The sequence below is a fragment of the Micromonospora sp. WMMD1082 genome, from assembly GCF_029626175.1.
Taxonomy (GTDB): Bacteria; Actinomycetota; Actinomycetes; order Mycobacteriales; family Micromonosporaceae; genus Micromonospora.
The window spans coordinates 4,088,358-4,109,982 of record NZ_JARUBM010000002.1 but is presented as its reverse complement, the minus strand read 5'-3'; the positions used below and the strand labels follow the sequence as shown (position 1 = coordinate 4,109,982).

13 protein-coding genes and 1 pseudogene are annotated in these 21,625 nt (G+C 71.8%); 6 read left to right on the top strand and 8 right to left on the bottom strand.

The genetic code is table 11. The features are described 5' to 3' along the window. Window positions 1–77: 77 nt before the first annotated feature. The 3 genes from O7615_RS18835 to O7615_RS18825 all read left to right on the top strand — a co-directional run bounded on the left by O7615_RS18835 (window position 78) and on the right by O7615_RS18825 (window position 2,133). Window positions 78–671 carry a hypothetical protein gene (locus O7615_RS18835; RefSeq protein WP_278179022.1) on the top strand — a complete coding sequence of 198 codons (594 nt, stop codon included), beginning with the start codon at window positions 78–80 and terminating at the stop codon, window positions 669–671. A gap of 10 nt (window positions 672–681) precedes the next feature. Then, the gene (locus O7615_RS18830) at window positions 682–1,617 is read left to right on the top strand and encodes a hypothetical protein (RefSeq protein ID WP_278179021.1); all 936 of its coding nucleotides are present in this window, start codon (window positions 682–684) and stop codon (window positions 1,615–1,617) included. Window positions 1,618–1,749: 132 nt separating this feature from the next. Continuing rightward, a complete protein-coding gene (locus tag O7615_RS18825) occupies window positions 1,750–2,133 on the top strand; it encodes a hypothetical protein (protein ID WP_278179020.1) in 384 nt (127 codons plus the stop codon). A gap of 139 nt (window positions 2,134–2,272) precedes the next feature. Here O7615_RS18825 and O7615_RS18820 read toward each other — a convergent pair whose 3' ends face one another. Further along, window positions 2,273–4,087, bottom strand: a complete 1,815-nt coding sequence (locus O7615_RS18820) for a glycoside hydrolase family 6 protein (protein WP_278179019.1) — start codon at window positions 4,085–4,087, stop codon at window positions 2,273–2,275. 481 nt (window positions 4,088–4,568) lie between these two features. Here O7615_RS18820 and O7615_RS18815 point away from each other — a divergent pair, with 481 nt between their 5' ends. Beyond that, window positions 4,569–5,510: a hypothetical protein gene (locus O7615_RS18815; RefSeq protein ID WP_278179018.1), complete on the top strand. Its 942-nt coding sequence runs from the start codon at window positions 4,569–4,571 to the stop codon at window positions 5,508–5,510. Continuing rightward, window positions 5,494–6,201, top strand: coding sequence for a class F sortase (locus tag O7615_RS18810; RefSeq protein ID WP_278179017.1), 708 nt, complete (start codon window positions 5,494–5,496; stop codon window positions 6,199–6,201). The genes O7615_RS18815 and O7615_RS18810 overlap by 17 nt, the downstream gene beginning before the upstream one ends. A gap of 49 nt (window positions 6,202–6,250) precedes the next feature. Here the strand turns inward: O7615_RS18810 and O7615_RS18805 are convergent, their stop codons facing one another. Next, window positions 6,251–11,305 (bottom strand): NAD-glutamate dehydrogenase, encoded by a 5,055-nt coding sequence (locus O7615_RS18805; RefSeq protein ID WP_278179016.1) that lies wholly within the window; start codon window positions 11,303–11,305, stop codon window positions 6,251–6,253. Between the two features lie 286 nt (window positions 11,306–11,591). On the opposite strand from O7615_RS18805, the gene O7615_RS18800 reads away from it, so the two are divergent. Next, entirely contained in the window at window positions 11,592–13,544 is a 1,953-nt protein-coding gene (locus O7615_RS18800) for a penicillin-binding transpeptidase domain-containing protein (RefSeq protein WP_278179015.1), read from the top strand. Between the two features lie 1,204 nt (window positions 13,545–14,748). On the opposite strand, the pseudogene O7615_RS18795 reads toward O7615_RS18800, so the two are convergent. The 6 genes and pseudogenes from O7615_RS18795 to O7615_RS18770 all read right to left on the bottom strand — a co-directional run. Continuing rightward, window positions 14,749–15,848 (bottom strand): annotated as a pseudogene (locus O7615_RS18795) (arginase family protein); the annotation flags it as partial. A gap of 236 nt (window positions 15,849–16,084) precedes the next feature. After that, window positions 16,085–16,996 carry a tetratricopeptide repeat protein gene (locus O7615_RS18790; protein ID WP_278179014.1) on the bottom strand — a complete coding sequence of 304 codons (912 nt, stop codon included), beginning with the start codon at window positions 16,994–16,996 and terminating at the stop codon, window positions 16,085–16,087. A gap of 100 nt (window positions 16,997–17,096) precedes the next feature. Then, entirely contained in the window at window positions 17,097–18,785 is a 1,689-nt protein-coding gene (locus O7615_RS18785; RefSeq protein WP_278179013.1) for a methylmalonyl-CoA mutase family protein, read from the bottom strand. A gap of 105 nt (window positions 18,786–18,890) precedes the next feature. After that, on the bottom strand, window positions 18,891–19,295 hold the full coding sequence (locus O7615_RS18780; RefSeq protein WP_278179012.1) for an Asp23/Gls24 family envelope stress response protein: 405 nt from the start codon (window positions 19,293–19,295) through the stop codon (window positions 18,891–18,893). An 88-nt stretch (window positions 19,296–19,383) separates the two neighbouring features. Further along, entirely contained in the window at window positions 19,384–20,388 is a 1,005-nt protein-coding gene (meaB, locus tag O7615_RS18775; RefSeq protein WP_278179011.1) for a methylmalonyl Co-A mutase-associated GTPase MeaB, read from the bottom strand. After that, the gene (locus O7615_RS18770) at window positions 20,385–21,584 is read right to left on the bottom strand and encodes an acetyl-CoA C-acetyltransferase (protein WP_278179009.1); all 1,200 of its coding nucleotides are present in this window, start codon (window positions 21,582–21,584) and stop codon (window positions 20,385–20,387) included. Before O7615_RS18770 ends, meaB begins: the two co-directional genes overlap by 4 nt. Window positions 21,585–21,625: the final 41 nt, after the last annotated feature.

Below are 21,625 nucleotides of genomic sequence, written 5' to 3'. Positions count from 1 at the left end.
GTCGGACGAGGAAAGTGCTCCGGAACGGGATTGGCGATCAGTGTGCGGAGGGAATAGCTGCAGGCGAAGGAGGAGCCATGTCGCCCACGCAGATAGTCGTCACCGTCCTCGTCATCCTGGTGGTCGCCGCCGTCGCCGCAGCACTCGTCGTGGCCGGTCGCCGCCGCGCACTCCGGCAGCGCTTCGGCCCGGAGTATGACCACGTCGTCGCCGAGCAGGACAGCCGCAGCGCCGCCGAGCAGGAACTGCGGGAGCGGGAGCGCCGGCACGCCGAGCTGGAGCTGGTCCCGCTCGCCCCCGATTCCCGTGCCCGGTACGTCGAGGCATGGGAGGAACTCCAGGTGCGTTTCGTCGACTCGCCCGCCGAAACCGTCGGTCAGGCCGACGAACTGGTCACCCGACTCATCGCCGAACGCGGCTACCCCACCGGCGAGTTCTCCGACCAGATCGCCCATCTCTCCGTCGAGCACGCCCGCACGCTCGGTCACTACCGGGACGCCCACGAGATCCACCTGCGCAACTCCCGAGGCGAGGCCAGCACCGAGGACCTCCGCCAGGCCGTCGTCCACTACCGCGCCCTCTTCGCCGACCTGCTCGGCGACGAGCCGGTCGCCACCCGGACGCCGGACCAGCGCCACCCCGACGCCGCCCACGACGCCACGAACCGCTGAGGAGACCGCCATGCGGCAGGAAGAGCAACAGCTCAACAACGACCACTCGGAGGCCGTACGCACGGACGACCGGGACCTGGCCGACGACGTCGACACCCTGGACGAGCCGACGGACCGCGACCGGTCGGAGACCGATGCCGACCGCGCCCGCCCCTGGGACGGCCGTCCGGGCGAGGACGGTGACCGCGCCGACTTCAACGAGCCGGGTCCGGTGCCGACCGCCTTCGGCGCAACCACCGTCGGTGGCGCCGTGGCCGCGTCCGCACTGGCCAACCCGCGCCCCGAGTACGAGCCCGACCCTCGTGAGGAGAGCACCGCGCAGCCCGGCGACGGCGCGGTCGACGGCGAGCGCGAGGGGGTACGCGCCGACCCGACGGCCGAGTTCGACCGGACGGACAACCGGGTCGACGACGACCTCGACGATGACGACCTTGTCGACGACGTCGACGGCGAGTCCCGGCGCGACATCGACGACTCCCGTGACGTCGACGTCGACATCGACGGGCCTTCCGACGTGACCGGTGACGAGACCCGGCGCACCGAGACGGCGGTCGCGGCCGACGACACGGCGGCGGCCGGCGGGGCCGGCTACGGCAGCCCCACGCCGACGATGGTCGACCCGGACGCGCAGTCCCCGGACGGCGGTACGTCCACCGGTGAGACGGCCGTGCCGGCCGGCGCGGCGACGCTGTTCGACGACACCACGGCGCAGGGCTTCCGGGACCGCTGGCGCGAGGTCCAGCTGCGTTTCGTGGACGACCCCCAGGCGGCGGTCGGTGAGGCGCAGTCCCTGGTCGACGAGGCCATGCAGGCGCTGTCCGCCGCGCTGACGGAGCACAAGAACAAGCTCGGCGGCTGGCAGGAGGCCGGCTCGACCGACACCGAGCAGCTGCGCGTGGCCGTGCGCGAGTACCGGGACTTCCTCGACCGGGTGCTCGGCCGCTGACACCGGCGCGGAGGCGGGTGTCCCGGTACCGGGACACCCGCCTCCGGCGTGCCCGCCGCCAGGCATGGCGCCGAGCTAGGTGGGTACGTGGCAGGGGGACCAGGGATCGCGGCGGACAGGAGGGCGGCGACGATGACGGATCGTGACCGGGAACGACCGCTGGAGGAGCGCCCCGAGGCGGCCGCGGCGGTGGACGACGACAGCACCGTTCCGCAGCTGATGACCGGAGGCGGAACCGACCGGGACACCCCGGTGTTCGCCGAGCCGGGTGATCGGGCCGACCGTGGTGAGCCGACCGACGACATCATCGCCGACCCGTACGCCGCGGGCACCGGGGCGACGGGGACCGGCACCGGTGCCGGCGGGGACAACATCCGGACCGGCGCCGAGCAGCCCTGGGAACCGGAGGACCTGGTGATGGCCCGGGGTCAGGACCTCACCGCCGAGAACATCGAGCGGGCCCGGCGCGAACTGGACGAGATCGGTCGGGCGGCGATCGAGAAGACCGTGCCCTGACCGGGCCCCACCCCGACCCGGCCCGGTGCCAGGGCGGTGAGAGGGGGCCCCTGGCCCGACCGGTGCGGTCGGACCAGGGGCCCGGGTGACCTGCCGCCGCAGCGCCTCACCTACTGCTGGCGGCCGGTGTGCCTGACCGTCAGGACAGCGGCGGGTAGGCGTTGCGCATCAGCTCCGCGAACTGGGCCGGGAACCAGGCACCCGAGATCGGGGCGTCCGGCAGGGCACCACTGCGGTTGTTGCCGTTGCGGTCGTTACCGGTGTAGGCCGGGTCGCACATCCGGTCGAAGCCCTTGCCGTCGTTGTTCGGGATCTCGCGGCTGGAACCGTCCGACTCACCCGGGGGCTTGATCCAGACGTACGCGTCGATGCCCGACGCCGGCGCGGCCGTCGGCCGCTCACCCAGGCCGGCACCGGCCTGGTTGCACCAGTTGCCCTTGTGGATGCGGCGGTCGACCCGGCCACCGTCCACGTAGGCGTCCACGCTGGTCGTCGGGCCCGCGCCGGTGGGCCGGGCGCTGCCGCCCCAACCGTTGCGGGAGGTGTCGATCAGCATGCCGATGCCGCTGGCGAAGCCCTGCCGGACGAGTTCCTGACGGAACGCCTGGGCGAAGGACAGCTCGTCGTTGTACTGGTTCCAGTCGATCCAGCTCGACTGCCGCACCGACTGCCCGTTCACCGAGTCGCCGACCCGCGCGTACGGCTCGGTCAGCGCCGAGTAGTTGGCGGTGTTGACGATGAAGCCGTGCACGTTGTTGACGGTGCTGCCGGCGGCGCCGGCGGCCTCGCGCAGGATCTGGGCGGTCGAGGTGAAGTTGTCGTCCCAGCCGATCCAGCCGTGGTGCGCGGCGTCGACGTAGTTGTAGACGTTCGGGATCGCACCGAGCTTCGCCAGGGCGTAGCCGACACCGTTGACGTAGGCGCCGTTGGCCTTGACCGTGTCACACATCGCGGTGCCGCCCGGGTTGCCGGAGGTGTTGGTCACCAGGTTCGGCAGCGAGTCGATCTCGATGATGTTGATGATCCGCAGGCTGCGGTACTTCGCGTCACCCTGGATCGCCGCGATCGGGTCGATGTACTGCGCCTGGTACTTCGGCAGCTCGTTCGGGCCCAACTCGCCGTTGGAGGCGAGCGCCGCGCAGTCGCGGCCGGGCAGGTTGTAGATGACGACCTGGATGTACCCGGCGTTCTGGCGCAGCGCCTCGTCCAGGTGGTCACGCAGGCCCATCGGGCCGTTGGACTGGCTGTCCTCGGTGCCCTCGATCGCCGCGATCCGGTCCAGCCAGACGCCGGTCGGGGTGTTCGACACCCGGCTTCCACCGCTGACCGACTCGGCCTTGGCCTTCCACTCCGGGTTCACGTAACCCCGAGCGTTCACGTACGGGTTGTCCACCCGCGGGCCGGCCGTCGGCGGAGGCGTGGTGGGGGGCGGGGTGGTCGGCGGAGGCGTCGTGGGCGGAGGCGTGGTGGGGGGCGGGGTGGTCGGCGGAGGCGTGGTGGGCGGAGGCGTGGTCGGCGGAGGCGTGCCGCCGTTGCAGACCGTCCCGTTGATGGTGAACGAGGTCGGCGCCGGGTTGCTGCCGCTCCAGGAGCCGTTGAACCCGATGCTCGTGCTGGCGCCGCTGGCCAGGTTGCCGTTGTACGACTCGTTCTGCGCGGTCACGTTGCGCCCCGACTGCGTCCACCGGGCCGACCAGCCCTGCTGGACGCGCTGGTTGGCGTCGGGGAAGGTGAAGCCGAGCGTCCAGCCGTTCAGCGGGTCGCCGATGTTCCTGATGGTGATGTTGGCGGTGAAGCCGCCCTGCCACTGGTTGGTCGAGTATGCGACGTCGCACTGCGTCGCCGCGTGCGCCGCGGTGACCGGTAGCGCCACCAAACCGCCCGCAACCAGCGCGCTCGCGCCGGCTAGCGCGACGGCCCGGCGTCCACCGGACAGCCTTCTCCACACATTCATGCCACTGATCTCCTTGGGCGAGACCGGATCCGCGTACGGCCCGGCACGTGGCCCGAGGGGCGCCCTGCGCGGACGACCGCCGGTGCCAACGGGATATTCGGGAGCGCCCGACCCGGACGGGCGTTGGTGGTGGTGCGACGACCGGCGTCGCCGGTCGGCGGCCAGGTGATCGTCCGGCGAACCGGCTGCCCTCGACACCCTGCCTGTGCGGTGTGGCTCCGCTCACCGCGTGCAGCCGATTCTTACATGGGAGCGCTTCCATGGCAATGGTTCGATATTCCCAGCACCCTATCGGACAAAGACCCCCATCCCGTCCACGGACAGGCCGGCACGTCCCGGTCAACCGGCCCAGCAGCCCCCGCAACTCGGACTAATGCCAGAACACGAATTTTTCCCTGCATAAGTCATGAAACGGTCTAACGTCAGTTCTGGCTCGGTTGTTGCCGGCCGCAGGACAACCAGGGATGGAGTGACACAGGTCATGGCTAACAAGATGCTGGGGAAGGTCGTTGCGGGTGCTGCCCTCGGCGGTGCCTCCCTGCTGGTGTTCGCGCCGGGAGTCGCGTTCGCCGACGGCCAACCGCACAAGGACGAGGGCAAGGTCTTCGCCAAGCCGCACGCCGTCAAGGCCGGCGAAGAGGTCAAGCTCGTGCAGATCTGCACCGAACCGCAGGAGCAGCCCTTCGTCTGGTCGAAGGTCACCGGCAAGGTCAAGCTCAAGCCGGCCGACAAGGACGGAGACTGGGGCGGAGACTGGCGCGGGGACCGCGGCAGCTGGGGCGAGGACGAGGACTGGAAAGACGGCAAGGACGGCAAGGACTGGAAGGGCGGCGACCGCCCGGCCGAAGCCGAGGCCGAGTCCAGCAAGGGCTACGGGGGCGGCGCCGCCGCTGACGCCCGCGACGACTGGAAGGGCGAGGAGCACGGCCAGGACGCCGAGGGCCGCGACTGGAAGGGCCGCGACGACAAGGACAACAAGAAGGACAAGAAGGACGACTGGAAGGGCCACGACGACAAGAAGCGCGACTGGGCCGACGAGGAGTCCACGGGCGGCTGGTCGGAGCGGGACGAGTACGACTCGAAGTCCGGTGAGCGCGAGTGGACCGGCGAGCGCGGCTGGTCGGGCGAGAAGTCCGACGAGTACGGCAAGGGTGACCGCTGGGAGCACAAGAAGGACTTCGTCTACTACGGCGAGGCCCGCGTGGCCCGGGACGCCGAGCCCGGCACGTACAAGCTGGAGGGCTCCTGCGGTACCGGCGAACTGGTCGTCCTGCCCCGCGGCGGGGTCGACGGCGGTGACGGCGGCATGACCACCGGCGCCGACCGCGGCCTGGCCACCGCGGGGGCGAGCCTGGTCGGCGCGGCCGCCCTCGGCGGCCTGGTGCTGATGCGCAGGCGCCGGGCTGATGAGTTCGCGGCCTGACGCGACGGCGAGACGGGCCGGCGGCCGCCACGGTGGACCGTGGCGCGCCGTCGGCGCCGCCGTCGTCGTCCTGCTCGCCATGGTGGGCTCGGGGCTCGTCGGCGCCTCGCTGAAGACCGCCGAACCGGCCCGCCCGCCCCAACCCGTGGCGCGCGCCGGAGGGCAGGTGTCCCCGCCGGACAGTCCGTTCGAGGAGACCGACCTCGGTGGCGTCGACCGACCGCCGGCCGGGCTGGCCCGCTCCACCCCCACCACGATCAGTATCCCCCGCATCGGTGTCCACGCGGAGATCATGCGACTCGGGACCAACCCCGACGGCACCGTACAGGTTCCCCCACTGGACCAGGCCCTGCTCGCCGGCTGGTACGCACCGGGGCCGAGCCCGGGCGAGGTCGGCAACGCGGTCATCGTCGGGCACGTCGACTCGGCGGCGATCGGTCCCGCCGTCTTCTTCTCCCTCGGTGCCCTGCAACCCGGCGACACCATCACCGTCGGCCGCGAGGACGGCAGACCGGTCAGCTTCCAGGTGGACTCGGTGGCCTCCCACCCGAAGGACGCCTTCCCCAGCGAGCAGGTGTACGGCCCCAGCGAACGCCCAGGGCTGCGGGTCATCACCTGCGGCGGCCAGTTCGACGAGGCCATCGGCGACTACCCCGACAACGTGATCGTCTTCGCCTCCCTGGTGACCTGACCCCCACGATCCGTGGCCCCGGCGCAACGGCCGCCGGGGCCACGGCGGGTCAGGTGGCCGCGGAGGTGCGGACCAGGGTGCGGATCTGGCGGAGCAGGACCGACAGGGCGGCCAGGTCGGCCCGGGACTCGTCGAACTCTCCCATCGCCCGTTGGGCGCGGTGGATGGAGGTGGCGTTGGACTGCTCCCACTGCTGCACCCGTTCCTGCGCGGGAAGCTCCCCCGAGGTGGAGTCGAGCACCTCCGCGGTGAGCGCGGCGAGCGCGGCGTACAGGTCGTAGCGCAGCGCCATCCGCGCGAGGGTCTGCCACCGGTCCTCACGGGGCAGCAGGGAGATCTTCGACAGCAGCGAGTCCACCCGGAACCGGTCGGAGAGCACGAAGTAGACCGAGGCCACCTCGCCCACCTCCCGGCCGGTGCCCGCGGCGGTCTCCACCACGTCGAGCAGGCCGAAGCTGTACATCAGCCGGGTGCTCCGCTCGGCCAGCTCACGCGGCACACCACGCTCGGTCATCGACCCGATGTGCGCCACGATGGCCTCCCGCTCGCTGCCGTAGAACAGCGTCTCCAGCTGCGGCAGCAGCCGGGCGATCCCGTCCCGCAGCCGGGCGATCTCCGCCGGCACGTCGATCGGCGACCGCCGGTTGGTCACCAGCCAGCGCACCGCGCGGTCCAGCAGCCGCCGGGTGTCCAGGTAGAGGCTGGTCTGCAACTCCGGGTCGATCCGGTTGTCCAACGCCTCGACCGCGTCCCAGAGCTGGCGCAGCCCGAAGACCTCACGGACCACCACGTACGCCCGGATCACGTCCGCCGCCGACGCGGCGGTCTCCTCGACCACCCGGAAGACGAACGAGATGCCGCCCCGGTTGATCGCCTCGTTGACCAGCACCGTGGTGACGATGTCGCGGCGCAGCCGGTGCCGGCCCATCCGGTCGGCGAACCGCTCCCGCATCGGCGTCGGGAAGTAGTTGACCAGCACCTCGCTGGTCCACTCCTCGTCGGCCAACCCTTCGGTGAGGATCTCCTTCTCCAGGGCGATCTTCACGTACGCGAGCAGCACCGCGAACTCCGGGGCGGTCAGCCCGGACTCGGCGCGTACCGCGAGTTCATCGTCGGGCGGCAGTGCCTCCAGCGCCCGGTCCAGCGCGCCCGAGCGCTCCAGCTCGGTGATCATCCGTCGGTGCACCGGAAGCAGCGAGATCGCCTGGGCCTGGGAGTTGTTGATCGCCCGGGCCTGGTCGTAGTTGTCCCGCAGCACCAGCTCGCCGACCTCGTCGGTCATCCGGGCGAGCAGCTCGTCCCGCTCGGGAACGGTCAGTTCGCCGTCGGCGACCGCGGTGTTCAACAGGATCTTGATGTTCACCTCGTGGTCGGAGCAGTCCACCCCGGCCGCGTTGTCGATGAAGTCGGTGTACATCCGGCCGCCCGCCTGGGCGTACTCGATCCGGCCGTGCTGGGTGAAACCCAGGTTGCCGCCCTCGCCGACCACCCGGCAGCGCAGGGCGCGCCCGTCCACCCGGATCGCGTCGTTGGACTTGTCGCCCACCTCGGCGTTGGTCTGGCTGGACGCCTTGACGTAGGTGCCGATGCCGCCGTTCCAGAACAGGTCGACCGGCGCGGTGAGGATGGCCTTCATCAGCTCCTGCGGGCTCAGCTGTTCGACGTCGTCGTCCAGCCCGAGCACGGCGCGGACCTGCGGCGACACCGGCACCGACTTCGCCGCACGCGGGTAGATCCCGCCACCGGCGGAGATCAGCTCGGCGTCGTAGTCCTCCCAGGTCGAGCGGGACAGCTCGAACAGCCGCTTCCGTTCGCGGTACGAGCTGGCCGCGTCCGGGTCCGGGTCCAGGAAGATGTGCCGGTGGTCGAAGGCGGCCACCAGCCGGATGTGCTCCGACAGCAGCATGCCGTTGCCGAACACGTCACCGGACATGTCACCGACCCCGACCACGGTGAAGTCCTGGCTCTGGGTGTCGTGGCCCAGCTCCCGGAAGTGCCGCTTGACCGACTCCCACGCGCCCCGCGCGGTGATGCCCATCTTCTTGTGGTCGTAGCCCGCCGAACCGCCGGAGGCGAAGGCGTCACCCAGCCAGAAGCGGTGCGCGGTGGAGATCTCGTTGGCGGTGTCGGAGAAGGTTGCGGTGCCCTTGTCCGCCGCCACCACCATGTACGGGTCGTCGCCGTCGTGCCGGACCACGTCCTCCGGCGGCACGATCTCGCCGGCCACGATGTTGTCGGTGACGTCCAGCAGCGCCGAGATGAACTCCTGGTAGCAGACGACGGCCTCGTCCCGGTCGCCCGGCTTCTGCTTGAGCACGAAGCCGCCCTTGGCGCCCACCGGCACGATCACGGCGTTCTTCACCATCTGCGCCTTGACCAGGCCGAGCACCTCGGTGCGGAAGTCCTCCCGCCGGTCCGACCAGCGCAGGCCGCCCCGGGCCACCGGCCCGAACCGCAGGTGTACGCCCTCGAATCGGGGCGAGTACACGAAGATCTCGAACTTCGGTCGGGGTGCGGGCAGCTCGGGGATCGCCTGCGGATCGAGCTTGAACGCCACGTACGGCTTGGGTCGCCCACCGACCGGCTTCTGGTAGAAGCTGGTCCGCAGGGTGCCCTGGATCAGGGTCAGGTACGACCGCAGGATCCGGTCCTGGTCGAGGCTGGCCACGCCGTCGAGTGCGGTGTCGATCTCGGCAACCAGTTCGGCGCTGCGCCGCTGACGCTGCTCGTCGCCGGCCGGACCCGGCTCGAACCGCGCCTCGAAGAGCTGCACCAGCAGGGTGGCGATGGCCGGGTACGCGATGAAGGTCGACTCCATGTAGTCCTGGGAGAAGACCGTGCCCGTCTGGCGCAGGTACTTCGCGTACGCCCGGAGCACCACCACCTGGCGCCAGGTGAGCCCGGCGCGCAGCACCAGCTCGTTGAAGCGGTCCACCTCGGCCTCGCCCCGCCATGCCGCGGCGAAGGCGTTCTCCACGTGCGGGCGCACCTCGGCCAGGTCCTGGTGCCCCTCCGGCAGGCGCAGCCCGAAGTCGTACAGCCAGATCCGGCCGTCGACCCGCTCCACCTCGTACGGGTGCTCGTCGACCACCTTCACGCCGAGCGAGTGCAGCACGGGCAGCACCGCCGAGAGCATCATCGGCTCGCCGTACCGGTAGACCTTGAACCGCACGTCCATCGACTCGTCGACGTCCGGGCCCCGGCCGCCGGCACGCGGCATCAGCTGCTTGCGGAACAGGTGCATCTCCAGCTGGCCGGACTCCTCCAGCAGCTCCAGCTTGGCCAGGTCCTTCATCGCCTCGTACGGCGTGTGCCCGTCCTTGTAGCCCTCCGGGAACGCGTCGGCGTACCGGCCGAACAGGTGCTTGGCCTGCTCGTCGCCGAGCTTGCGCTCCAGCACCAGCCGGTAGTCGTCGTCCCACAGCCGGGTGGCGTCGGCCAGCTCCTCGGCGAGCAGGTCGGCGTCGATGTCACCGGGCGGGCTGGTCGGGTCGGTACGCACGATGAAGTGCACCCGGGCCAGCATCGACTCGGTCACCCGGGTGGTGTAGTCCACCCCGACACCGTTCAGCTCGCGCAGCAGGATGTCCTGCATGCGCAGCCGGTTCTGGGTGGTGAACCGGTCCCGGGGCAGGTAGATCAGGCAGGAGATGAACCGCCCGTACGCGTCCCGGCGCAGGAAGACCCGCAGCTGCCGGCGGCCGGCCATGCGCAGCACACCGATGACCGCGTGGTAGAGGTCGTCGGTCTTGATCTGGAACAACTCGTCGCGCGGGTACGTCTCCAGGATCTGCATCAGGTCCTTGCCGGAGTGGCTGCGCAGGCTCAGCCCGGAACGGTCCAGCACCTCGGCGACCTTGCGCCGGACCACCGGCAGCTCCTGCACGCTGGTCCGGTACGCGGCGGTGGAGAACAGGCCCAGGAACCGCCGCTCGCCCACCACCTCGCCGTTGGCGTCGAAGATCTTGAAACCGATGTAGTCGAGGTACGCCGAGCGGTGCACGGTGGCCCGCGAGTTCGCCTTGGTGATGATCAGCAGGCGCTTCTCGGTGACCTTCTCGTGCGCCTCCGGCGTCATCGACGACAGGGCGCGGGCCTCGGGCGAGTCCTGCCGCAGGATGCCCAGCCCGGTGCCGAGCACCGCCTCCAGCGCCGGCCCGCCCCGCTCCGAGTCCGGCACCAGCCGGTACTCCCGGTAACCCAGGAAGGTGAAGTGGTCGTGGGCGAGCCAGCGCAGCAGCTCCACCGAGTCCGTGATGTCCTTCTCCGGCACCGGCGGCCGGTTGTCGCTGGTCCGCGCGGCGGCCAGCTCGTCGGCGAGGGACAGGGCCCGCTGGCGCATCTTCGGCCAGTCCTCGACGGCCTCCCGCACGTCGGTGAGCACCCGCTGCAACTCCCGGCGCAGCTTGTCCCGCTCCTCCGGGCCGCGAACCGGATCGATCTCGATCCGCATCCAGCTCTCGACCAGGTCGCCGGAGATCGCGTCGTCCGGCTCCACGTCAGCGGCCACCTCGACCAGCCGGCCCAGCGGCTCCCGACGCACCACGACCAGCGGGTGCACCAGCAGGTGCACGTCCAGATGGTGGGTGTTGAGCAGGGCGGTCACCGAGTCGACCAGGAACGGCATGTCGTCGGTGACGATCTCGATGACGCTGTGGTGCTGCTCCGCGTCGGGTGAGTGGATCCGCAGCCGCAACTCGCCCGGCACCCGCTGCTGGGCCAGCTCCCGATGCGCGCGGGCGGCGTCGAGCATCTCCTCGGCGGTGAACCCGATCAGCTCCTCGTCCGGCGCGAACCGCCAGAAACGGCCCACCAGGGTCGCCGCGTCGTGGTCGTCGCCGGCCAGTGCCACCGCCTGCGCCACCAGCCGCTCGGCGTTGGGCACCGGCTCGTCGAGTTCGGCGTCCTCCACGTCGTCCGTCAGCGCCTCCGGCGGCAGACCCAGGTCGTAGAGGGTGTCGATGCTCGAACCGGTCGCGCCGGTCACGCCTGTTTCGAGTCGGCCGAAACCGTCCCCGTCGGTCTCCGTGTCGAAGCTGTCGTCCCGGCCGGTGTCAGCCTGCCGGAGGTCGGGACCCGGTTTGATCGCCGGACGCCGGTCCATCGGTGCCACTCCCCTCGACCCACAACGCTGTGGGTCACTCTGCCGCCAAGCCTAGGCCGACCGAGCGGTTCCTCCGTCGGCGGACCACCGGCCGGACGTCCGGATCTCCGACGTCATCCCTTCACCCGTTGCGGTACGAGGTTCGGCCGGATCAGGAGTACCCCACCAGATGTTGTTCATCACACCGTCGCGGTCCGTCTTTTCGCCTGGCAGGGCACGCCAGGGACAGTGCCGGACGCCGGGGCGTACTAGCGTGCGGGGCAGCCCGACCAGGAGGAAGCACCGCATGGAGCGCACCCGCCGTCACCGTTACACACGGTCACGACTCGCCGTCGTCGTCACCTCCCTGCTCGCCTCGGCCACCCTGGTCGCCTGCTCCGGCGAGGACGGCCCGCAGCGCAGCGTCGACGCCTTCCTGGCCGGCTGGCGGTCGGGTGACCTCCAGGCGGTCGGCTTCGTCGACCCGACCGGCGCGAAGGTCGCCGCCGCCGACGTCGCACGGGAGATCAAGGAACTCTCCGGCGAACTGGCCGGCACGCCACCCACGCTGAGCCGGCGCGGCGATCCCGAGGTGGTCCAGAACACCGCTACCGCCACGATCCGGGTGGAGTGGGTGCTGCCGGGCGAGACCAGCTGGGCGTACGACCGACCGGTACGGCTCACCCGGGGGCGCGACGAGGACTGGCAGGTGATCTGGGAGCCCCAGGTGGTGCAGGAGCAGCTCACGCGCGGTGACCGGCTCGGCCTTCGGCGGGACGCCGCACCGCGCGCCGGGGTGCTCGACGGTGCCGGCGAGCCGATCCTGGCACCGCGCCCGGTGGTCCGGGTGGGCCTGCAGCCCAGCGAGGTGACCGACGTCAAGGCCCTCACCCGCGAACTGGACGCCGCGTTCCGCGCGATCCGGCCGGCGATCTCCCCGCCGGTCGATCTCTCCGGCCTGGCCAAGCGGCTCGACGAGGCCGATCCGGGCGCATTCGTCGAGGTGGTCATCCTGCGCGACGAGGCGTACCGGCAGATCAAGCCCCGCATCTACGACCTACCGGGGACGAAGTTCCGCGCCGAGAAGCTGGACCTCGCCCCGACCCGCGAGTTCGCCCGGGCGGTGCTGGGCACCGTCGACCCGGCGCAGGCCGACGACCTCACGAACTTCCCCGACCGGTACTCCCCCGGTGACCTCGTCGGGCACGGCGGGTTGCAGGGGCGGTGGGACGAGCGGCTGCGCGGCGTACCGGGGCTCACCGTGATCATCAAGCGCTCCGGCGCGGACGGCACGGTGGAGCCGACCGGCACCGAGGTGTTCCGGCGCGAGCCACAGCCCGGCGAGCCGGTGCGGACCACCCTCGACGTGGCCACCCAGAACGCGGCCGACCAGGCGCTGCGCGGGGAGCAGAGGCGGTCCGCCCTGGTGGCCGTACGCATCAGCGACAGCGCGGTCCTCGCCGCCGCCAACGGTCCCGGCGCCGCCGGGGAGAACCTGGCCTTCACCGCACAGGTGCCGCCAGGCTCGACCTTCAAGATGGTCAGCGCGCTCGGGCTGGTGGAACGCGGGGCGGTGACCCCGGACACCATCGTCGACTGCCCCAAGACGCGTATCGTCGACGGCCGTTCGTTCAAGAACTCCAACGACTTCGCACTCGGCAAGGTGCCGTTCCGCACCAACTTCGCCAGGTCCTGCAACACCGCCTTCGCCGCGCTCGCCCCGCAGTTGGGCGCGGACGGGCTCGCCGCCACCGGGCGCACCCTGGGCCTGGAGGGTGAGTGGGAGGTGGGCCTCGACGCGTTCACCGGAAAGGTCTCCGCGGGCGGCGGCGCCACCGAGCAGGCCGCTGCGGCGATCGGGCAGGGTACGACCGTGGTCAGCCCGCTGGCCATGGCCGCGGCCACCGCAGCGGTGGCCAAGGGCGGCTTCGTCCCGCCGAAGCTGCTCCTCGACCCCGCGCCGGAGCGGGCGGGCGAGCCGGGCCCGGAGCTGAAGCCCGAGGCGGTGGCGGCGGCGCGAAGCATGATGCGCGAGGTGGTCACCAGCGGCACCGGCACCGCGTTGCGGGACGTCCCGGGCGAGCCGGTGCACGGCAAGACCGGCACCGCCGAGTACGACAACAACCCGGAGAACACCCACGCCTGGTTCGTCGGCTGGCAGGGCGACATCGCCTTCGCGGTCTTCGTCGAGAAGGGTGGCTCGGGCAGCGGCACCGCCCTACCGATCGCGGAACGCTTCCTGCGCGCCCTACCCAACTAACCGCGACACTCCACGGACCATCCCAAGCACCCCCGCCGACGCAGACGCCCCCTGGCACCGCGAGCAGCACAGCGCGGGGCAGCGCGCGCAGCACAGCGCGGGCAGCGCGCGCAGCGCAGGCAAGCAGAGCAGGCAAGCAGAGCAGCGCGGATGTCTCCCGGGCAGCGCTGTCCGTGCTGCGCGGACAACACCCCGCGGACAACACCCCGCGGGCAGGGCAGCGCGGGCAGGGCAGCGCGGACAATACCCCCCGCAGCACGGGCAGCGCGGACACGCCCCGCGCAGCACGGACAGCCCGGGCTTGGGATGGCAGCGGATGCGAAACCCGGCGCGTCCGGGCGCGGATCAGGTCCGCCCGCCGGATGAGCGGACCAGCCGACCAGCGGCGCGCGGCGAACCATCGGTGGTACGGCCCTGTCGAGCTGATGGCGCGAGTGAATCGGGCGCCTGCGGCCGGGCTACGGCACGGATCGCCTCAGATCTTGGACAGTTTCCGTTCCGCGCGAACGGAAACTGTCCAAGATTGACATTGGTTACGCCGCACAGCAGCAACGTGGGGCCGGACAGTGCGCGAACCTGGCAGGCCAGATCGACAAGATCAGCCCAGCGCGAGCCGGCCGGCCGGACGAAGGGCGACAGGCAGACGAGGGCGACAGGCCAGGCATGGGCCGGGAGACGGGCGAGAGCGAGAAACGGGGCAAGGGCGAGAAACGGGGCAAGGGCGAGAGACGAGGCGAGGGCGAGACCGCACACGGCCAAGAGCGAGGGCCGGACCGCACGGGGATCACCCAGCGCGAGCGTCAGACCCGACGAGACCATGCGGCCGGAGAGCCAGACCTCCACGAGACCACGCAGCGCGAGCACCAGACCGCACGAGACACCCGGCGGGAGAGCCAGACCCTCAAGAAACCACCAGGCGCGAGCACCAGAACCGCCGAAACGAGGACCAGAGCGCCCATGACCGCGAGGGCGAGGCCAGACGGGCGCGTGGGTGGGACGGTGGTTCGTCGATCAGGCGGTCAAGCCGCCCGGGGCAGGCGCGGGGCGGGTGGCGTCCGCCTCCGCGGGATCGGCGCTCTCCAGGCTCCGATCGTCGGTATCCGGATCGTGGCCGCCGCGCGCCGGCCGCGACGTGGCGTTCGCGCCGCTGTCCGGGGACGGGGACCAGCCGTCCAGGCTCTCCTCCGCCTGCCGGCCCTGACCGTCGAGCGCCGGGTACGGCAACGGCTCCGCCGGGGCAGCGATCGCGTCCGACACCGGTACGGCCGCCGGACCGGGACGGTCGACGGCCCGGCGCGGAGCCGGCGCGGAAGCGGGCGCGGGAACCGGCGCGGGTACGGAAGCGGGGCGCTCGGGCTGCCCGGGGCGCAACCGGGGCGGCACCGAGCCCGGGGCGGTGACCGGGCGCAGGCCGGCCACCACGGTGTTGACGATCTCGGCGGCGTACGCGCCGTCCGGGTCGTAGTCGGGGTCGAAGACGGTCACCTCGACACCGAGACAATGCGGGGTGTCGACCAGTCCGGCGAGCAGGATCTCCAACTCGGCGAAGGCGATGCCGCCCGGATCGGGGGCGTCGACCGCCGGCATCACGGCGGGGTCGAGCACGTCCACGTCGATGTGCACCCAGTAGCCGGCGCAGTCGGCGAGCTGCTCGTGCGCCCATTGTGCGGTGCGCGCGGCTCCCTCGGCCCGCAGCGCCGGCACCGGCCTGGTAATGATCCCGGCGGCCTGCAGGTCGAGCCGGTACTCGTCCTGGGCGCGGATGCCGAGCACCACCACGTCGATGTCCCGGAAGTAGGGTCGCCGCCCCTCGATGGCCGCCAGGTCGGCCTGGCCCCGGCCGGTGACCAGGGCGAGATCCTCGCCCGCTGCCGCGCCCACGTAGGAGGCGTTGCCGGGATGCCGGAAGTCGGAGTGGCCGTCAACGAAGACGAGGCCGATCCGGCCGCCGACCGCCTCGCCCAGCCGGTGCATGGCCAGCGCCGAACCGAGCAGGATCGAGCAGTCACCGCCGAGCACCACGGGGAACTCGCCCCGGTCGATGATCCCGCCGATCCGGTCGGCCAGCGCCGCGGAGTAGTCCGCGATCTCCCGCGCGTGGCAGACGCCGTCGCCCGGTCGCCAGTCACCGACGTCGTAGCGGGGCGGGGTCAGGCAACCGGCGTCGCGGGCCCGCAACCGGGGCAGCAGGCCCTGGTCCCGGAGCGCGCCGGGTGCCTTCGCGCAACCGGGGACCGCGGTGGGCGTGGGCGGGCGCAGGCCGAGGTTGCTCGGCGCGTCGAGGACGGCGATCCGGCGCATCACGGGCCGCTGTCGTTCGCGACTGCGGGGCTCGCAGGCTCACTCCTCGCGCTCACCGAGCCGGCCCTTCGCTCGCGACTGCGGGGCTCGCAAGCTCACTCCTCGCGCTCACCGAGCCAACCCCTCGTTCACGACTGCGGGGCTCGCAAGCTCACTCCTCGCGCTCACCTAGGCTCCCGTCCCTTTTGGCTGTCGGGCGGGCCGGCGGCACGCCGGCCCGCGCTGGCGTGTCAGGTGGCTCAGAACAGTGCGCTGGCCAGGGCCCGGCGGGCCGAGGCGACCGCAGGATCCTCCGGGCCGGCGATGGTGAACAGGCCGACCAGATGCTGACGGACCTTCTCCCGGTCGTCGCCGACGGTGCGGCGGACCAACCCGACCAGGCGCTGGTACGCCTGCTCGGCGATGCCGCTGAGCACCTCGATGTCGGCGGCGAGCAGCTGGGCGTCGACGTCGTCGGGGTCGGCCGCCGCGGCGGTGAGCGCCGCCTGCGGGTCGGCGCCGGCCACCCGCCGGGCCAGACCCACCTGGGCCAGCCCGGCCTCCGCCGCGGCGTCCGCCGGGGTCTCGGCCAGGATCTTCCGGTACGCCCGCTCGGCGGCGTCCAGGTCGCCGCTCATCAGGGCGTCGTCCGCCTCGTCGAGCCGGGGATCCTCCGGTTCCGCTCCGGCCACCCCACCGGCCTTGAGCACCGCCTGGATCCACTGCCGCAGCTGCGGCTCGGGCACCACGCCGGAGAAGGCGTCGACCGGCTGGCCGCCGACCACCGCGTACACCATCGGGATGCCCTGCACCCGGAACATCTGCGCGAGCCGCGGGTTGGCGTCCACGTCGACCTTGGCGAGCACCCAGGCGCCGCCGCCCTCCACGGCCAGCCGCTCCAGCACCGGCGAGAGCTGCTTGCACGGCTGACACCACTCGGCCCAGAAGTCCACCACGACGGGTGTGGTCAGCGAGCGCTCCAGGACCTCGGACTGGAAGGTCGCCTCGGTCACGTCGACGACGGTGACGCCGCCGACGGACCCGCCGGGCGCGCCGGCGGGAGGGCCGGCCTGGGCCGGAGCCGGCGCGGGACTGGGTGCAGGGGTGCGCAGCGCGCTGAGGTCGACCGCGCCGCGTGTGAAGATCGACGAGGTGATCCGTGGGTCGCTCATGGTTATCTAGTCTCGCACGCAACTTGCCGAACTCGGATCAGCCTCGGCCCGCACAGTTGCCACTGTCACCCCTGCCCAGCCGGCCCGGCGGGGCCGAAGGTCAGAAGCGTGCAGGCTCGCGGTAAACGCCCCATTCGACGCGAAGCGCGTCGCAGATCTCGCCGAGGGTCGCCTCCGCCCGGACGGCGTCGAGCATCGCCGGGATCATGTTCTCCCCGGTACGGCTCACCGCCACCATCGCCTCGACCGCGGCGCGTACCCGGGCGTCGTCCCGACCGCTCTTGCGCTCGGCGAGCACCCGGCGCTGCTCCAGCTCCACCTCGTGCGAGATGCGCAGGATCTCCAGCTCCTTGGCGACCGTGCCAGTGTGGCAGTTGACGCCGACGATCTTCTTGTCGCCCTTCTCGAGCGCCTGCTGGTACGCGAACGCCGACTCGGCGATCTGACCGGTGAACCAGCCGTCCTCGATGCCGCGCAGGATGCCGGCGGTCATCGGGCCGATGGCGTGCGGTCCCTCGCCACCGAGCGCGCGGATCCGGGCGAAGATCGTCTCCGCCTCGGCCTCGATCCGGTCGGTGAGCGCCTCGACGTACCACGAGCCGCCCAGCGGGTCGGCCACGTTGGTCACCCCGATCTCCTCCATCAGCACCTGCTGCGTGCGCAGGGCGATCTCGGCCGAGGAGTCGGTCGGCAGGGCGAGGGTCTCGTCCAGAGCGTTGGTGTGCAGCGAGTTGGTGCCGCCGAGCACGGCGGCGAGCGCCTCGACGGCGGTGCGTACGACGTTGTTGACCGGCTGTTGCGCGGTCAGCGACACCCCGGCGGTCTGCGTGTGGAACCGCAGCCACAGCGCCTTCTCGCTGGTGGCGCCGTAGACGTCGCGCAGCCACCGGGCCCAGATCCGGCGGGCGGCACGGAACTTGGCGATCTCCTCGAAGAAGTCGACGTGCGAGTCGAAGAAGAAGCTCAACCCGGGTGCGAAGACGTTGACGTCCAGCCCGCGCGACAGCCCCAGTTCGACGTAGCCGAAGCCGTCGGCGAGGGTGTACGCCAGCTCCTGCGCGGCCGTCGAGCCGGCCTCGCGGATGTGGTAGCCGGAGACCGACAGCGGCTTGTAGCGCGGGATCTCAGTCGCGCAGTACTCCATCAGGTCGCCGATCAGGCGCAGGTGCGGCTCGGGGTCGAAGAGCCACTCCTTCTGCGCGATGTACTCCTTGAAGATGTCCGTCTGCAGGGTGCCGTCCAGCGTCGACAGGTCGGCGCCCTGGCGCTCGGCGGCGACCAGGTACATGCAGAACACCGGCACGGCCGGGCCGGAGATGGTCATGCTCGTGGTGACCCCGGCCAGGTCGATGCCGTCGAAGAGCGCCTCCATGTCGGCGGCGCTGTCCACCGCCACCCCGCAGTGCCCCACCTCGCCGAGCGACTGCGGGTCGTCGGAGTCGCGGCCCATCAGGGTGGGCATGTCGAAGGCGACCGAGAGCCCGCCGCCGCCGGCGCCGAGGATCATCTTGTAGCGCTCGTTGGTCTGCCGGGCGTTACCGAAGCCGGCGAACTGCCGGATGGTCCAGGTCCGCCCCCGGTAGCCGGTCGGATACAGACCCCGGGTGTACGGGAACTCCCCCGGCCAGCCGATCCGCTCGAAGCCCGGGTACGCGGCACCCTCCGGCGGCCCGTACACCGGCTCGACGGGCATCCCGGAGAGCGTGGTGAAGTCGGCGTCCCGCTTGCGCGCGGCGTCGTAGCGGGCCTGCCAGCGGGCCCGCCCGGCAGCGATCTCGTCGGCGTTCATCCCCGGGCTCCTCCTCGAGTCCTCGACTGCAATCGAGTGTAGAGCCCTTACCTGAACGATCGATAAGGTGGTTCGTACCTACGGGTAACCGGAGCTGCGCATACGTCAGGCGGCCGGGCCGCCGATGGCCACGTCGTCCACCCGGATGTTGATCTCGTCGACCCGCAGCCCGTACGCCTCGACCGCCTGGGTCACGCCGACCCGCACCGCCGTGGTCACCTCGGGCACCGGATGCCCGGCGTCGATCACGATGACCAGGTTGATCACCGCGCCGCCGTTGGTGACGTGCGCCGAGCAGCCGCGCCGCGCATCGCCCACCTGGTCCAGCCCGACCCGGTCCAGCACCGCGTTGAAGAACCGGGCGAGATCGCCGCCCAGCTCCACCACGCCGGGCACCGCCTTCGCCGCGGCCACCGCGATCTTCTCCACCACCTCGTCCGAGATGTGCGTACGCCCGCCCGCCACCGCATCCGCCGTCATCGGCAACTCCTGCGTCATCTCGTGGTCCATGCTTCCCCCAGCGGCCGTCGCACCGCCCCACGCGCGTCGGCGGGGCGGTGCGAGCGTAGCGGTCCGGAGCGGTCCGTAGTGGACACGCCTACCCGTGCAACTGGGCGAGCAACGCCTCGGCGGCGGCGTACGGATCGGTCGCACCCGCCGCCACCTCGGCGGCGAGCGCCGGCAGCTGCGTACCGTCGCGCAGCGAGCCGATCCGGGCCCGGAGCGCGCCGAGCGCGATCGCCTCGATCTCGGCGGCGGCCCGCGTCTCGCGGCGGTGGCGCAGCTCGTCGTGCTCGACCAGCCAGGCGCGGTGCTTGTCGATCGCAGCGGCGATGTCGTCGATCCCTTCGCCCCGCACGGCCACCGCCCGCACCACCTGCGGCCGCCACTGACCCGGACCGCGCTCGCCGAGGGCGATCATGCCCTGGATGTCCCGGACGGTCGCGTCGGCGCCGTCCCGGTCGGCCTTGTTGACCACGAAGATGTCGGCGATCTCCAGGATGCCGGCCTTCACCGCCTGGATCGCGTCGCCCATGCCCGGGGCGAGCAGCACCAGCGTGGTGTCGGCCAGCGAGGCCACCTCGACCTCGGCCTGCCCGACCCCGACGGTCTCCACCAGCACCACGTCGCAGCCGGCACCCTCCAGCACCCGCACCGCCTGCGGGGTGGCCGCCGACAACCCGCCGAGGTGCCCCCGGCTGGACATCGACCGGATGTAGACGCCCGGATCGGTGGCGTGGTCCTGCATCCGCACCCGGTCACCGAGGATCGCGCCACCGGTGAACGGGCTGGACGGGTCGATGGCCAGCACGCCGACCCGGTGACCGCGCACCCGCAACGCGCGGACCAGCTCGTTGGTGGTGGTGGACTTGCCCACCCCGGGCGACCCGGTCAGGCCGACCACCTGCGCCCGGCCGGCGTACGGGGCGAGCGCCGCGGCGATCTCCGGCAGCGTCGGGTCGCCCGACTCGACCAGCGTGATCAGCCGGGCGACCGCGCGGGGGTCACCGTCGCGGGCCCGCTCGACCAACGCCGGTACGTCCCGGCTGCGGCGCACCGACCCGGTGGCCGCCGCCGACGCCCCGCCGTTCGACTCGCTCATAGATCACTTTCGGCGCTGCCCGGCACGTGGATGATCAACGCATCGCCCTGGCCGCCGCCGCCGCAGAGCGCCGCCGCGCCGGTGCCGCCGCCGCGCCGCTTGAGTTCCAGGGCGAGGGTGAGCACCAGCCGTGCGCCGGACATGCCGATCGGGTGGCCCAGCGCGATCGCGCCACCGTTGACGTTGACCTTGGTCGGGCTGATCCCCAGGTCGCGGATCGACTGGATGCCGACCTGGGCGAACGCCTCGTTGATCTCGATCAGGTCGAGATCGGTGACGCTCAGCCCACCCTTGCGCAGGGCGTGCTGGATGGCGTTGCTCGGCTGCGAGTGCAGGGAGTTGTCCGGCCCGGCCACGTTGCCGTGCGCCCCGACCTCGGCCAGCCAGGTCAGGCCCAGTTCGTTGGCCTTCGCCTTGCTCATCACCACCACGGCGGCCGCACCATCGGAGATCGGCGAGGAGCTGCCGGCGGTGATGGTGCCGTCCTTCGTGAAGGCCGGGCGGAGCTTGGCCAGGGACTCGGCGGTGGTGTCCGGCCGGATGCCCTCGTCCTCGCTGATCACCAGCGGGTCACCCTTGCGCTGCGGGATGACCACGGGGGTGATCTCCTCGGCGAAGTGGCCGTTCTTCTGCGCCGCGGCGGCGCGCTGGTGGCTGGCGGCCGCGAAGGCGTCCTGTTCCTGACGGGTGATGCCGCGGGCGCTGCCGTGCCGCTCGGTGGACTCCCCCATCGAGCAGCAGTCCCAGGCGTCGGTCAGCCCGTCGAGCGCCATGTGGTCCTTGACCACCACGTCGCCGTACTTGTAGCCGCCGCGCTGGCCGAGCAGCAGGTGCGGGGCGTTGGTCATCGACTCCATGCCGCCGGCCACCACGATGTCGAACTCGCCGGCCCGGATCAGCTGGTCGGCCAGGGCGATCGCGTCCAGGCCGGAGAGGCAGACCTTGTTGATCGTCAGGGCCGGTACGGACATCGGGATGCCCGCCTCGACGGCCGCCTGCCGGGCGGGGATCTGCCCGGTGCCGGCCTGGAGCACCTGGCCCATGATCACGTACTGCACCTGGTCGGGGGCGACCCCGGCACGCTCCAGAGCGGCGGCGATGGCGACGCCGCCGAGTTTCGTCGCCGGTAGGTCCTTGAGGTTGCCCAGCAGCCGCCCCATCGGGGTTCGCGCGCCGCTGACGATAACCGAAGCCATACCTGCCTCCGAGGGGGTGCCGACCTGTACGCCTTAACGAT

Excerpts from the sequence above, each read along its gene's own strand:
- O7615_RS18835 (WP_278179022.1), top strand. The coding sequence starts at position 78 with ATGTCGCCCACGCAGATAGTCGTCACCGTCCTCGTCATCCTGGTGGTC.
- O7615_RS18830 (WP_278179021.1), top strand. The coding sequence starts at position 682 with ATGCGGCAGGAAGAGCAACAGCTCAACAACGACCACTCGGAGGCCGTA.
- O7615_RS18825 (WP_278179020.1), top strand. The coding sequence starts at position 1,750 with ATGACGGATCGTGACCGGGAACGACCGCTGGAGGAGCGCCCCGAGGCG.
- O7615_RS18820 (WP_278179019.1), bottom strand. The coding sequence starts at position 4,087 with ATGAATGTGTGGAGAAGGCTGTCCGGTGGACGCCGGGCCGTCGCGCTA.
- O7615_RS18815 (WP_278179018.1), top strand. The coding sequence starts at position 4,569 with ATGGCTAACAAGATGCTGGGGAAGGTCGTTGCGGGTGCTGCCCTCGGC.
- O7615_RS18810 (WP_278179017.1), top strand. The coding sequence starts at position 5,494 with ATGAGTTCGCGGCCTGACGCGACGGCGAGACGGGCCGGCGGCCGCCAC.
- O7615_RS18805 (WP_278179016.1), bottom strand. The coding sequence starts at position 11,305 with ATGGACCGGCGTCCGGCGATCAAACCGGGTCCCGACCTCCGGCAGGCT.
- O7615_RS18800 (WP_278179015.1), top strand. The coding sequence starts at position 11,592 with ATGGAGCGCACCCGCCGTCACCGTTACACACGGTCACGACTCGCCGTC.
- O7615_RS18790 (WP_278179014.1), bottom strand. The coding sequence starts at position 16,996 with ATGAGCGACCCACGGATCACCTCGTCGATCTTCACACGCGGCGCGGTC.
- O7615_RS18785 (WP_278179013.1), bottom strand. The coding sequence starts at position 18,785 with ATGAACGCCGACGAGATCGCTGCCGGGCGGGCCCGCTGGCAGGCCCGC.
- O7615_RS18780 (WP_278179012.1), bottom strand. The coding sequence starts at position 19,295 with ATGGACCACGAGATGACGCAGGAGTTGCCGATGACGGCGGATGCGGTG.
- meaB (WP_278179011.1), bottom strand. The coding sequence starts at position 20,388 with ATGAGCGAGTCGAACGGCGGGGCGTCGGCGGCGGCCACCGGGTCGGTG.
- O7615_RS18770 (WP_278179009.1), bottom strand. The coding sequence starts at position 21,584 with ATGGCTTCGGTTATCGTCAGCGGCGCGCGAACCCCGATGGGGCGGCTG.